Annotated in this window: 10 protein-coding genes; 2 read left to right on the forward strand and 8 right to left on the reverse strand. The window is 68.3% G+C overall.

The features are described from left to right. Positions 1-24: 24 nt before the first annotated feature. Positions 25-2,085 carry a hypothetical protein gene (locus ACFC8N_RS08015; protein WP_376287395.1) on the reverse strand — a complete coding sequence of 687 codons (2,061 nt, stop codon included), beginning with the start codon at positions 2,083-2,085 and terminating at the stop codon, positions 25-27. Further along, the gene (locus ACFC8N_RS08020; protein WP_356019798.1) at positions 2,082-2,318 is read right to left on the reverse strand and encodes a hypothetical protein; all 237 of its coding nucleotides are present in this window, start codon (positions 2,316-2,318) and stop codon (positions 2,082-2,084) included. The genes ACFC8N_RS08015 and ACFC8N_RS08020 overlap by 4 nt, the downstream gene beginning before the upstream one ends. 492 nt (positions 2,319-2,810) lie before the next feature. Between ACFC8N_RS08020 and ACFC8N_RS08025 the strand changes: the two genes are divergently transcribed. Continuing rightward, a complete protein-coding gene (locus tag ACFC8N_RS08025; protein ID WP_356019799.1) occupies positions 2,811-4,799 on the forward strand; it encodes a hypothetical protein in 1,989 nt (662 codons plus the stop codon). 166 nt (positions 4,800-4,965) lie between these two features. On the opposite strand, the gene ACFC8N_RS08030 is transcribed toward ACFC8N_RS08025, so the two are convergent. From ACFC8N_RS08030 to ACFC8N_RS08055, 6 genes are all read right to left on the reverse strand, one after another. Further along, positions 4,966-6,552 carry a Na+/H+ antiporter gene (locus ACFC8N_RS08030; protein ID WP_376287397.1) on the reverse strand — a complete coding sequence of 529 codons (1,587 nt, stop codon included), beginning with the start codon at positions 6,550-6,552 and terminating at the stop codon, positions 4,966-4,968. An 81-nt stretch (positions 6,553-6,633) separates the two neighbouring features. Next, positions 6,634-7,680, reverse strand: a complete 1,047-nt coding sequence (locus ACFC8N_RS08035) for an NAD(P)-dependent alcohol dehydrogenase (RefSeq protein ID WP_362817002.1) — start codon at positions 7,678-7,680, stop codon at positions 6,634-6,636. A gap of 40 nt (positions 7,681-7,720) precedes the next feature. Beyond that, positions 7,721-9,124, reverse strand: coding sequence for an MFS transporter (locus ACFC8N_RS08040; RefSeq protein ID WP_376287399.1), 1,404 nt, complete (start codon positions 9,122-9,124; stop codon positions 7,721-7,723). Between the two features lie 118 nt (positions 9,125-9,242). Next, positions 9,243-10,286 carry an NAD(P)-dependent alcohol dehydrogenase gene (locus ACFC8N_RS08045; RefSeq protein ID WP_356019806.1) on the reverse strand — a complete coding sequence of 348 codons (1,044 nt, stop codon included), beginning with the start codon at positions 10,284-10,286 and terminating at the stop codon, positions 9,243-9,245. A gap of 24 nt (positions 10,287-10,310) precedes the next feature. Next, a complete protein-coding gene (locus tag ACFC8N_RS08050; protein WP_376287401.1) occupies positions 10,311-10,697 on the reverse strand; it encodes a DUF2255 family protein in 387 nt (128 codons plus the stop codon). Then, positions 10,694-12,124 (reverse strand): MFS transporter, encoded by a 1,431-nt coding sequence (locus ACFC8N_RS08055; RefSeq protein ID WP_356019810.1) that lies wholly within the window; start codon positions 12,122-12,124, stop codon positions 10,694-10,696. The genes ACFC8N_RS08050 and ACFC8N_RS08055 overlap by 4 nt, the downstream gene beginning before the upstream one ends. 249 nt (positions 12,125-12,373) lie before the next feature. Between ACFC8N_RS08055 and ACFC8N_RS08060 the strand changes: the two genes are divergently transcribed. Continuing rightward, entirely contained in the window at positions 12,374-13,276 is a 903-nt protein-coding gene (locus ACFC8N_RS08060; RefSeq protein WP_356019812.1) for a helix-turn-helix transcriptional regulator, read from the forward strand. Positions 13,277-13,280: the final 4 nt, after the last annotated feature.

The raw sequence follows: 13,280 nt of genomic DNA on the forward strand, positions 1-13,280 counted from the left end.
GTCTGCGGCGTCGGCCGAACATGGTCATGCGGTCGCGGCGTCCGGCTCCTTGTCGTCTGTGGCCGTTTCGTCTACCGGTTCGTCCGCTGCCTCGGTTTCTGTTCGTCGAGCGGTGGCTGTTGCCGCTCTGGTCAGGAGCCGGGCGCAAAGTTGCTTACGACGCTGCAGTCCGATTCTGGTTCCGGCTGGTCCGACGAGGAGTTCGGCGACGCCGGCGTCTGCCAGATGCCCTGCGAGGACCGCCTCGGCAATGACGATGACGTGGTCGTCGGGCACGTCCGGCGAGTCCAGCCATGCCGCCAGCGACTTCTGGGACGCGGCTGAAGTCGGGCTGTGGAACCAAGCGGCTCGCCAGCCCTCGACGAAGAGTTGGTCCTCCAACTCAGCATCGGGGTTGTCCACCAGTTCCGCGGCCATGGAGAGGCCGATGGAGTCGTCGCCGGACAGGTCGGTCAGAGCGAGGAAGGCCGTGGCCCCGGCCTGCTGTGCGGCAGTGTCCGCGCTCTTGGCCCATCCGACGATTTCCTCCAGGACCAGCCCGCGCAGGTCAGGGCTGGCTGCCAAGGAGCGGATGGCTCCGGCCACTGCTTTGGCGCTCCGTTGGTCCTGTCGGGCTGCGAGGAGTCTGAGCCGTGTAAGGGCCACACGTGGGTAGGTGCGGCCGAGGGCACCACCGCAGACATCGGCGATAGTCTCCGCGAGCGCTTCGGTGGTGTTCTTCTGCCTGGCCCAGTCGTAGAGGTGCTTTCGGACGGTGATGCCGATGCGCGGGTGCAGCGTCATGCTCTCCAGCACGCCCACGGCGAGGTGCCGGTGATGGGCACTGTCCAGGGCAGTCCACTGGGTGACGATGTTCAGGACGGTCTGTCCTCCGGGGCCTGCTGCCAGCCGCGTCACGCTTTCGGCGATGCGTCCGGTGTACCTGACGGCGATGCTCTTGGGAGCGCTGATGTCGACAGCCCAGTCCAGCAGGGTGTCCCGTAGGTCTGGGCGCTGCTTCCAGACGTGCGCGAGCACTGCCTTGTCGAGGCCGTGGCGCGCGTGTGCGAGCGAGAGTGCGTCGTCTCCGATTCGTTCCGTGTGGATGCGTTCCAGGCGTGTGTCCAAGTCTGGTCCGGCCAGCGCGCCGCCGGGTGGGAGCTCGCCCCTGACCCGGCTGAAGAGTCGGTCGGCTGCCTTCATCAGGATGTCGGCGGGCCCGCCGTCGAGGAGCGCGACCGCGATCATCAGGGCACGCTCCCGCAGATCCTCGCTCGTGTCGTGCTCCTTGAACCACTTGTTTAGCGAGTCGGTCCAGTTCTCGAACTCTTCCTTGGCCCGGTCCTTTTCGGCTTTGGGGTTCGCGACAATGCGTGCGAGCCGGACTGCGGCGTCGGGCGAGGTCGTGGAACCGAGCAGCTTGGAGAGGTCGGTGTCGTCGTCGAGCCAGTCCAGGCGTTCCTGATTGCGCACCCTGACGTGTGCACGGGCGATCTCAAGGGCTGGGGGATGGACATGGTCCAGGCGCGCGACGGCAGCGGCCGTGCCGGCGTCCCAGGTCTCGGGTGTGGCCAGGATGATCAGGTAGGTGTTCGCGGATGCGGCGTCCTGCTGGTAGGTGGCCAGCCCCTGGTAGAAGTCCTTGGGCAGTGTGCGGTAGTTGGACAGGTCGAGGATGAAGCCGTGCTCGGGGGTGCATGGGATCTGCTCGGTGTCCGGTCGGTCCCAGTCGAGCACGAGGCTTTGGATGTTCTTGTCCTGTATGCCTACGTCGAGGAGCACTCGGAGTGCCGTGGTACGCCGCCCAGTGCCCTCTGTCCCGGTCAGTACCAGGACGTTGTGCTGGCCCAGGGGCCGTTTGAGTGCTCTGCGGGCACGATCGATCTGGCGTACCTGGCCGTCTTCCGGCTGCTCGTGGACGTAGGCCTGTTCCACGAGCTCGATCTCGTTCTTGTCGATGCCGAGGGTGCGCAGGTACTGCCAGGTTCGCTGATAGGTGTGGTGGTGCTCTTCGTAGTTCCCCGCTACCTGGGTGAGGATGGCGTGGTCGGTTGCCTCCGCTTCCATCCTGACCTGCTCCGGTGCGCTTGCGGTCTGTGTGGTCATGACCGCTCCGGTCGGATGAGGGTCTGGTTGCCGCCGACCTGGGTGATGCGTGAGCGTCCGCTCGCCTTGGCGTTCTGCCAGACGACGGCTGCCCGCTGCACGGCTTCCGGGTTCTCCGTCCGCCACTGGTTGACCCATTCCAGCAGTTCCCGACCCGCGTCCTCGTCCATGTCGGCGATGTCCTGCAGCCGTACGGCCCAGGCTGCAGCCAGGTCACGCGCAAGCTCGTCCACCTGCTCAGGACCTGTTGCCAACAGCGCAGTCCGATCTCGGTCGAGGCGGCTGAGCTGGTGAGTCTCGGCCGCGGTGCCTCCCCTCCCCAGCCATCTGCCGATCCGCGCCCTGACGCCCTGCCATCCGTCTGTCGTCATGGCTGTGACCAGAGCCGATGCACTGATGGTCCCTACTGTCGCAAGTTCCGCGGGCATACCCAACGCCTGCTCCCCCCTACGCTCCGGCAGTGACGAGTGCGATCCATTCCCCTCCGAACACCCCATCCTTGATCACTAAGGGCATCTCGGCGCATTCATGGCGTTACATGACTGAAAACGGCATGCTCATGCCTGCTCCCCCCTGGCGTCGCTGCGGTACCTCGACTCGGCATGGTGCGCCGCAGTCACGCAAAACTCAGTGCCCGTTGTCAGCGCCAAGCGGGACCATGTCCATGCCCCCGTATCCGCGACCGGCACTCGCCTCGTTCAGCAACGACAGGGATGACCTGGCCCATGACCCCGCACAAATTCACGCTGGCCTTTTCCCAGATCATCTGCTCGGGCTGCGGTATCAACCGCATTCGGGGCATCGAGTGCGCCGACTGCGGCCGCCGGCCAGAACCGTGGGAGGTGAACACAGCCACCCTCGCGCGTCGGCAGGCCGCCGCTCGGGCGCAGGCAGCGCTGTCGCGGCCCGTCGCACTGCCGGCAGCGGGGGGCTTGGACGCCCTCGAGTTCCTGCATGCCGAAGTCGACGTGCGCCTCAGAACTTGGATGGACGGCTTCTTCCGGGCGACGGCAGCGGCGGCTGACGGGGGCACGCAAGGCGCGCAGGACCTTGAGAAAAGAGTGTCGGAGTTCGTCGAGCTGCGGGCCATAGTGCTCGGCGCGGACGACAGGCGCCCGTTGCGCACCCTAGTCAGGAACCTACGGTTGCTGGTGTCCGAGTTGGCGCTCATGGTCGATGCCTACCTTGCAGCACTCCTCGCGGCCTCCCCCTTGGAAGCACAGGACCTGGCTCGCGCCGCACAACGCCACTTGGACCGCATCGCAGCGCTGGCTGATCAAGCCAATGCCATCGCGGACACGGTGCAGACGATGACCAAACAGCGCGATATCGCACAGATCCAAGCCGACCTGGTCGTCCGGGCGCTGCGGGCGTACCAAGTCCCGGACATATTGGCCTTGGACACTGCCGGCCGAGACGCACTGCAGCAACTGATGTCTTCGCGCGGAGTCCCCGGATCGGGGGCTCTGTTCGCCATGCATGAGGCGCAGGCTCGCAGCCTTTTCGACCCCGACCAGTTCCATGATGTCGTGCGTCGCGCCTACTTGGTGTTCCGCGAGAATCCCGCGGTCCTGCGGGCACTTGCAACGACACCTTCGTTCGAGCAGGACTTCAAACGGGCGGTCTGTGAACTGTTCGACGGCTCGATGGAAGCTGCCCACGCCATGGACAACGCAGTACACTCCCGGCAGGCTGGCCGGGCACTACTCGGTATCGCGGCCGCACTGGTGGAGGGCCCAGGCCAGGTCATAGCCACCGTTCTGCTGCTGGCCTGCGGCCGCAAGTCGGCGGCATACGCGAACCTGCGGCACGCGAACGCGACCGACCTCGTGAGGAAAGCCCAACAGGAACCAGCCCTGCACGGGCTCCTCGACGGCCTGGACAGCGACCTTCGCACTGGTCGCGCCCACGCCCTGGTCGCTTACGAACAGGACTTCGCTGTCATCGAGCGCAAGTCCGAGACCCGTCGGGTGGCCTGGGCCGACGTCCTCGACGGGGTCTTCCAAGGGCATGAGAGTGTCGTGGCCTGCCAGATCGCCCTGCTCCAGGCACTGGGTGAGCTGGGATACACCAGCTTTGCACTCGACGGCCTATGGAGGAGCCTGGGCCTGACTGCCGAGCAGATGACGACCACCGTCCTGGAGACGATGAACTGCCGGGACGTCGCCATTACTGCCCGGGACACGCAGTGGCGCATCGAAGCGCACGCCAGTTCAGGCACACCCTTGCCGATGCTGGTCGCCATGGTCCAACCAGCCCTGCCACGAAATTTGGAAAAGCTGGTCCTCACCGCGCATCAGGACGACGGCGTCCATGTCCTCTCCGGGCCCGTCGCCCCCTGGCGTGAACTGTCCGACACACCCGAGGGCAGTGACGCCCACCATGTGGCCTTCCTTCGCGCCCAGCTCAGCTGGACGTACGACGGTGAACCTTGGCTGCCCACCAGCTTCGTGCGCGTCTGGATGGCCGGGCAGGCCGCCAACGCCTTGGCGGCAACGCCGGCAATAGCCATCCCGCAGTTGCGCCGACTGCGCGAACTGGCCGTGCTTGCCGAAGACGACCTGCTGAGTTGGACACTGTCCGGCGCGATACGGCACGTCCGTCTGGGACCCAACAGCGACGCGGCAGCAGAGCTGACCCAACTGGTGACTTGGGGCAGCGCGCCTGTTGCGGGCCCCGAATGGTGGCAGAACTACAACAGCGCCGTCAGCTAGCGAGTAGGTCCGCAGTGATGACAGGCGGTGCTGCTTCTGGGGGAGGCTCTTGACGATGCGCAGCAACTAGGTGTGCTGTTCGGACAGGTTGGTGATGCGGCTGGCTGGTGCTTCGGCGTGTCCGGCACGCACGGCCGTTGTCCCTGACGCTGGTTCGTCTTGCGGGTCATTCGGTCGCCGGACGCCGGGACAGGCGTACTTCTTCGATGTCCAGTTGTCGCTGTACCTGGCGCAGCACGGTGTCGTCGATCTCGTGGCCGTCGCGAAGGCGTAGCACGGTGGCGCGTTTACGGTCGAGCATGGCCAGGCGCAGGGCGGTGTACTGCCGGTCATGGCGCAGCGCGTCCTCGCCGTCGGTCTCGCCGCCGCCCTCGCGCAGGAGTTGGAGGTGGGTCTCGTGTTCCTGCCGCATGCGTTCGACGACGTCGGGGTCGGTGCCCAGGGCGGCGGCCACGTCGTCGAGTACTTTGATCGCTTCCTCGGTGGCGGTGGTCTCGGCGAGGAATCGCTCGTCCTGAACTGAGGTGTCGTGGGGCAGGCGAGCCCAGCGGATCACGCCCGGAAGCAGCAGGCCCTGCACGACCAGTGTGGTGACGATGACTCCGGAGGTGACGAAGACGATGGCGTTGCGGCCGGGGAAGGGCGCACCCGAGTCCACGGTGGTCGGCACGGACAGGGCCACCGCCAGCGACACCGCGCCCCGGAAACCCGACATGGCGCTGACGACCCGGTGGTGGTAGGTCATGCGGCGCAGCCGTTGCTGCGGGCGACGGTCGAGGAGCCGTATGAGGTAAGGGATGGTGAAGAGGAACGCGAAGCGGGTGGCGACCACGACCGCCGAGACCGCGCCGACTGCGACCAGAGCCTGGACCAGATCGTTACCGGCCAAGCCGCGCACGGCCGACTGCGCCTCCACACCGACGAGAACGAAGAGGGAGCCGTTGAGCAAGAAGGTGGCCAGCGACCAGACCTCCTCCGCCTGTCGGCGGGTGGCAGCCCGCACCATGCGCGGTCCGGCCTGGCTCATGATCAGTCCGGCGACGACTACAGCGAGGACACCCGAGGCGTGGACGAGTTCCGCGAGCAGGAAGGCGACGAACGGGGTCAGGATCGCGGCCACGTTGCCCAACAGCGGGTTGTCGAAGACACGACGCACACGCATGCCCAGCCACGCGGTCAGCACCCCGGCGGCGACCCCTCCCAGGTAGGACACCAGGAACAACCAGCCGACATGCACGACGGTGAGGTGTTCCTCGCCGACCGTGATGCCGACGGCGAGGGCATAGACGACGAGGGCGGTACCGTCGTTGATCAGGCTCTCGGCCCGCAGCAGGGTGATGTTGCGGCGGGGCAGCGCCCGCGCGAGCACGCCGACGGCTGTGGCGTCGGTGGGGGCGACAGCCGCGCCGAGTACCCAGGCTGGCCCCCAGGGCAGTGCCAGGGCGTGCGCCACGACGGCGACAGCGCCGGCGGTGCCGATGACCAGAAGGGTGCTGAGCAGCACGATGCCGCGCAGGTTCCGCCGGATCTCCCGCAGCGAGGTGGTCAGGCTCTCCCAGTACAGCAGGACGGGCAGGAAGAGCAGCAGCACCACATCGGGCGGCAGGTGTACCTGGCGCAGGGCGGGGACGAAGCCCACCAGGGCACCGATGATCAGCAGCAGGACCGGCGGGGCGATCTTCAGTCGCTTGCCGGTGATTTCGGCCAGCAGGACCGCCAGTCCGAGGACCACGACGAGTTCGAGACCGAGCACCGTGTGCCTCCGGGGTGAATCAGAAATCGATGGCGTCATCGGCGCCGGACAGCGGCCCGGCACCGATGACGGCGTGCGTGCTCATGACGTGGCGAGGGTTGAGATGTCGATGACGAAGCGGTATCGGACGTCGGAGGCGAGCACGCGGTCGTAGGCTTCGTTGATCTCGTCCGCAGGGATCACCTCGATCTCGGCCCCCACCCCGTGCTCGGCGCAGAAGTCGAGCATTTCCTGGGTGGTGCGGATGCCGCCGATGGCCGAGCCCGCGAAGGCGCGCTGGTTGCGCACCAGGCTGGAGCGGTTGAGGGAAAACTTCGGGGTGGCGCCGACGACGGCCAGGGTGCCGTTGACCGTGAGCAGAGAGAGGTAGGCGTCGGCGTCGAGTTCGGCGCTGACCGTGTTGACGATCAGGTCGAGGGTACCGGCCAGGTGCTCGAACGTCGCCGGGTCACTGGTGGCGTGGTAGTGGTCGGCGCCCAGGCGCAGGCCGTCGTCCTTCTTGGCGAGCGTGCGGGACAGGACGGTGACCTCGGCGCCCATCGCCTTGGCGAGCTTGACGGCCACGTGGCCAAGGCCGCCGAGCCCGATGACGCCGACCTTCTTGCCTGTCCCGGCGCCCCAGCGGGTGAGCGGCGAGTACGTCGTGACGCCCGCGCACAGCAGCGGGGCGGCCTCGTCGAGACCGATGCCCTCGGGGATCCGCAGGACGAAGTCCTGGTCGACGACCACGTGGGTGGAATAGCCGCCCTGAGTGAGCGTGCCGTCCCGGTCGATGGAACCGTACGTGAGCACGGTGCCCTGGGTGCAGTACTGCTCCTCACCGGCGCGGCAGGGACCGCACTGACGGCAGGAGTTGACCATGCAGCCGACGCCGACCCGGTCGCCAACGGCGTACTGAGTGACCTCCGGACCGACTTCGGCGACGACGCCTGCGATCTCGTGACCGGGGACGACCGGGTAGTCCTTCGCTCCCCAGTCGCCGCGCACCCAGTGGATGTCGGTGTGGCAGATGCCGCAGTACTTGATGTCGATCAGGACGTCACGGGGGCCGAGGTCACGGCGTTCGATGGTTGCGGGGGTGAGTGGCTCGGTGGGTGAGGTGGCCACATAGGCGGGGACGGTCATCATGGGCATGTCCATTCGTGTTCCGTTCATGACTGACAAGGTTTCAGAGCTGCTTCCGGGCAGCGGGTTTCAGCAGTACGGCGCCTGCCAGCGCGACCGCGAGCAGCAATGCCGTGGAGATCAGGAGGCTGACCCGCATGCCGTGCAGCACGCCGGTCCGAGCGATCAGTACGCCGTAGACGGCCACGGCCAGGGCGCCGCCCATCTGCCGGAACGTGTTCAGTACGCCGCTTGCCGTTCCGGCGCGTTCGGCCGGGACGCTGTCCAGCAGCACGGTGGTCAGCGAGGGCACGGCAAGGGCGCCGCCTGCGCCGACCGGGACCATGAGCAGGCTCATGAGCCAGGTCGCGGTCGATGCCGGTACGGCGCACAGCACGAGCAGGCCGACGGCCATGAGGAACAGGCCGCCCGCGAGCGGCACCCGGACCCCGAAGCGCTGCGCGGCGCGGGCGGCGACGAGGTTCATGAACGCGGTCACGATCGTCATCGGCAGGAAGGCGAGGCCCGTGCCGAGGGAGGTGAGGCCGCGCTCTTCCTGGAAGTAGAGGCTGAGCAGGAAGACCAGCCCGTAGAAGCCGACTGTGAAGGCGAAGCCACCGAGCAGTGGGATCACCACAGTGCGGGAGCGGAACAGGTCCAGCGGCACCATCGGGTGCCGGCCGTGCGCCTGTGCCATGAGGAACACCGCCAGGGCGACCGCTGCGAGCGCCAGAGCCACCAGCACGCGGGCAGCGGCGAAACCGTCGGCGCCGGCCTCGATCACGCCGTAGGTCAGTCCGCCCATGGCCACGACGGCGGTGATCTGTCCGGTCCAGTCGAGGGGAGCGTCCTGGCGCGGGGAGCGGGCGATCCGGGAGAACAAGAAGAGCGCCAGCACACCGACCGGCAGGTTGATGAAGAAGATCGCCCGCCAGCTCAGCTCGGTCAGGAAACCGCCCGCCACCGGCCCGGCCGCAGAGGCGACCGCGCCGCCCATCGCCCAGATCGAGATGGCCCGGGCCCGCTTCGCCTGGTCCGGATACGCCTCGCGGATCAGCGCCATGGACGCCGGAAGCATCAGCGCGGCTCCCAGCCCCTGCATCAGCCGTGCCACGACCAGCGCGGTCAGGGAGGGGGCGAGACCGCAGACCGCAGAGGCTGCGATGAACAATGCGAATCCGGCCGCGTACGCCTGGCGGGCACCGACGCGGTCGGACAGTGACCCGGAGGACAGCAACAGTGCGGCGAACATGAGGGTGTAGCCGTCCATCACCCACTGCAGCCCGGTCACCCCGCCGCCGAGGTCGTCGCGGATGGTGGGCAGCGCGACGTTGACGACCAGGGCGTCAAGGGTGATCACGAAGAACCCGACGACCGCGGCCGTCAGTGCAGCGGTGGGGGAACCGTTCCCCCACCGCGAGACTTCCTCGACGGGGTCTCGTCTGGCCGGGGTGGCAGGGAGGGACATGCGGGCACGCTCCTGCGGTCGCGGGGTGGCTGCGGGTGGGGTGGTGCGCCCCGTACGGGGAGGCTTGACGGGGGACTTGCTCCCCGTACGGGGCGGTCTGAGGGGGCCGGGCTGCCGGTCAGCCCAGCGTCGAGGTGTCGATCACGAAGCGGTAGCGCACGTCGGAGGCGAGAACACGCTCGTACGCCTCGTTGATCTTGTCTGCGGGGATGACCTCGACTTCTGCGCCGATGGCGTGCTCGGCGCAGAAGTCGAGCATCTCCTGCGTCTCGCGGATGCCGCCGATGAGCGAGCCGGCGAACGTGCGGCCCTGCATGATCAGCGAGAACACGCTCAGGGACAGCGGCTCGGCCGGAGCGCCGACGTTGACCATCGTGCCGCCGACAGCGAGCAGGCCGAGGTAGGCGTCCAGGTCGAGTTTGGCGCTGACCGTGTTGACGATCAGGTCGAAGGTGCCCGCCAGCTGCTCGAACGTCGCCGGATCGCCGGTGGCGTGGTAGTGGTCGGCGCCCAGGCGCAGGCCGTCGTCCATCTTCTTCAGCGACTGCGACAGGACGGTGACTTCGGCGCCCATGGCATGGGCGAGCTTGACGGCCATGTGGCCCAGTCCGCCCAGGCCGACGATCGCGACCTTCTTGCCGGGGCCGGCGCCGAAGCGGTGCAGCGGGGAGAAAGTGGTGATGCCCGCGCAGAGCAGCGGGGCCGCCTCGTCCAGGTCGATGCCCTCGGGGATGTGGACCACGAAGTCGTCGTTGACCACGACGTGGGTGGAGTAGCCGCCCTGGGTGAGGGTGCCGTCGGCATCGATGGAGCCGTAGGTGAGGGTGTTGCCGTTCTGGCAGTACTGCTCCTCGCCCCGCTTGCAGGGCTCGCACTGGCGGCAGGAGTTGACCATGCAGCCTACGCCGACGCGGTCGCCGACGGCGTGCTTGGTGACCTCGGAGCCGACCTCGGTGACGATGCCGGCGATCTCGTGGCCGGGGACGATCGGGTAGGTCGTCGGGCCCCATTCGCTGCGGGCGTGGTGGATGTCGGAGTGGCAGATGCCGGCGTACTTGATCTCGATCAGGACGTCGTGCGGGCCGACGTCACGGCGCTCGACGGTCGTGGGGGTGAGCGGTGCGGTTGCGGACGTCGCAGCGTAGGCGTTGACGGTGAACACGGTTTCTCCTGTGGGGGGTGATTCTCATGCACGAGGCACGAGCTGCATCGTGGTGGAGCTCGCCTCGGGGCTGGTGATGGCCTGGATGATGGAGGCGGCGTAGTGGCCGTACTTGGTGCGGTAGGCGGCGTCGACCGCCTCGTTGATCTCCTCGTCGGCATCGACGAAGGCGACGTCCCCGCTCACGCCTCCGGCCTGGATCCGGCCTTCCCGGCGTACGCGGGTGCTGCGGTACCAGTCGGAGCGGGGGCCGTTGACCGAGCGGACGTAGATGTCGTCGCCGAGGCGTACGACCCAGATGGTCCGTTGGCTGCTGAGGTTGCCGTCGCGCCGCAGTGAGGCGATCTCCAGTTCCTCGGCGTGGCCGATGGAGTCGAGTTCGTCATCTGTCCAGGTAGTCGTGGTGGTCATGCGGTCGCCTCCTTTTCGAGGGGCTTGGCGGGGGCGGGTGCGGCGGCGCCCGCTGGCCTGAGCAGCAGGCTCGCGGCCGTGGTGGCGAGGACCAGTACGGCAGCGGTCAGCAGGCTGATGCGCAGGCCGTGGAAGAAGCCGGCGTGCTGGGCGATCAGGGCGCCGAAGACGGCCACGGCCAGGGCGCCGCCGACCTGACGGGAGGCGTTGAGGACGCCGCTCGCGATGCCGGCGCGTTCGGCCGGGACACGGTCGAGCAGCAGGGCGGTCACGGCCGGGACGGCCAGGGAACCCCCTGCGCCGATTGGGATCATCAGCAGGACGACCAGCCAGGTCGGCGCCGAGGCCGGTACCAGGCTCAGGACCAGCAGGCCGGCGGCCATCGTGAGCTGCCCTGTGATGATGGGCATCCGTTGGCCGAACTTGGCGGCGAACCAGGCCGCGCTGGGGCTGATGAAGGCGGTCAGCAGGGTCATTGGCAGGAACGCCATGCCGGTGGCGAGCGGAGACAGGTCTCGGGTCTGCTGGAGGTAGAGGCTGAGCAGGAAGACCATGCCGTAGAAGCCGACGTTCAGGGCGAAGCCCACGCCTGCCGAGATGAGCATCGTTCGGGCCTTCAGCAGCGGCAGGGGCACCATCGGGTGCTTGCCGCGCGCCTGCGTGATCAGGAACAGGGCGCCGGCGATCACTGCGATACCGAAGGCGATCAGCACCCGGGGGGCGGTGAAGCCGTCAGCGCCGGCCTCGATGGCTCCGTATGTCAGGCCGCCCATCGCCGCCACCGCGCTGATCTGGCCCGCCCAGTCGAACCCGGTGTCGGCCCGCCGCGGCGACGGAGCGGTACGGGCGAGGAGGAAGAGCGCGAGCACACCGACGGGCAGGTTGACGAAGAAGATCATCCGCCAGCTGACCAGGCTCAGAACGCCACCGGCCACGGGACCGGCCGCCGCGCCCACCGAGCCGCCCATCGCCCAGATCGAGATCGCCCGGGCGCGCCGGGCCGGATCCGGGTACGCCTCGCGGAGCAGAGCCAGAGAGGCGGGCACGATCACCGCGGCGCCGGCACCCTGCACCAGCCGGGCGGCGATCAGCACACCGAGGCTCGGTGCGAAGCCGCAGGCGGCGGAGGCGGCGACGAACACGGCGAGCCCGACGCCGAACGCGCGGCGGGCCCCGACGCGGTCGGTGATCGATCCGGCGGAGAGCAGGAGCGCGGCGAACATCAGCGTGTAGCCGTCCACCACCCACTGCAACCCGGTGATGCCGCCCCCGAAGCCGCGGCCGATCTCCGGAAGGGCGACGTTGACGATCAGGGCGTCCAGCGTCATCACGAAGAAGCCCAGCAGCGCGGCCACCAGCGCCCATCCGGCCCCGTGGGGCCGGGCCGGGCTCCCGGAGTGCGGGGCCGAGGTGAGAGAAGAGGACACGTGGAGATCTCCTGATGGAACGGAACGGGGAGGTTTTGAGGGCGGCGAGGCGGCCTGTCGGCCCGGGCGGTTCGCGGCCCGTGATCCAGCCTGCGGGCCTTGCGCTCGTAGTGGCAGGCTGCGCTGTGCCGGGGAGCGCTGTTCGGGGGTGTGACAGGGCCCCTCACGCGGTCTTGTCGCAGATCACGGCCCCATGGCGCTTTGCCCCAGCTCATGGCCCCCTCGGGCCCGGCCTGTCACACTGGACGCATGGCACGTGAGCGGCAGGCCGGTAACGGCGGCTCGGAACTGGGCACCTTCCTGCGGGCCCAGCGCAACCAGGTGACCCCCGAGGAGGCCGGACTGCCCGCCGGTACCGGGCTGCGGCGCACTCCGGGGCTGCGCCGGGAGGAACTGGCCACGCTCGCCGGTGTCAGCGTCGACTACTACGTCCGCCTGGAGCGCGGTAAGGAGACCAACCCCAGCCCCTCCGTCGTCGACGCCCTCGCCCGCGCCCTGCAACTGCACCCGGCCGAGCACGAGCACCTGCGCGAGCTAGCCGCCCGGGCCGCGGGCAGCGCGCCGGTGGAGACCGACGCAGAGCCCGCCCGAACCGTACGGCCGGGAACCGAGCTGCTGCTGGAGAGCCTGCGGCCCTTCCCCGCGTACGTCATCAGCCGCACCATGGACATCCTCGCCTGCAACCCGAGCGGGCTTCGACTCTTCGCGGGGATGGCGGACTCGCCGGCTGAGAAGCGCAACGTGGTGCGTTACATCTTCCTACACCCCGCTGCCGTCAAGCTGTTCGATGACTGGGACGAGCAACTGCGCGCGGTGGTAGGGAGGTTGCGGGCACTGCACAGTCTGGAGCCGGACGCCCCCGACCTGGCCGATCTCGTTGCCGAACTCCTCGGCAAGAGCCCGGAGTTCAAAGATCTGTGGGAGCGCTACGAGGTGCGCTGGCACACTCACGGCAGCAAGACCTTCCACCACCCGGAGGTCGGCGACCTCACCCCCGGCTACCAGTCCATGCAGCTGGAAGGCACTCAGGGGCAGCGGTTCATCGCCTACTACGCCGAACCCGGCACTCCCGATCACGACAAGATGGTGCTGCTCGACATGTCGGAGGCGGCCGGGTGTCCGGCCACCTCACCTGCTACAGACGTTCGCTGACGGT

Source organism: Streptomyces sp. NPDC055966, from assembly GCF_042269865.1.
Classification (GTDB): domain Bacteria; phylum Actinomycetota; class Actinomycetes; order Streptomycetales; family Streptomycetaceae; genus Streptomyces.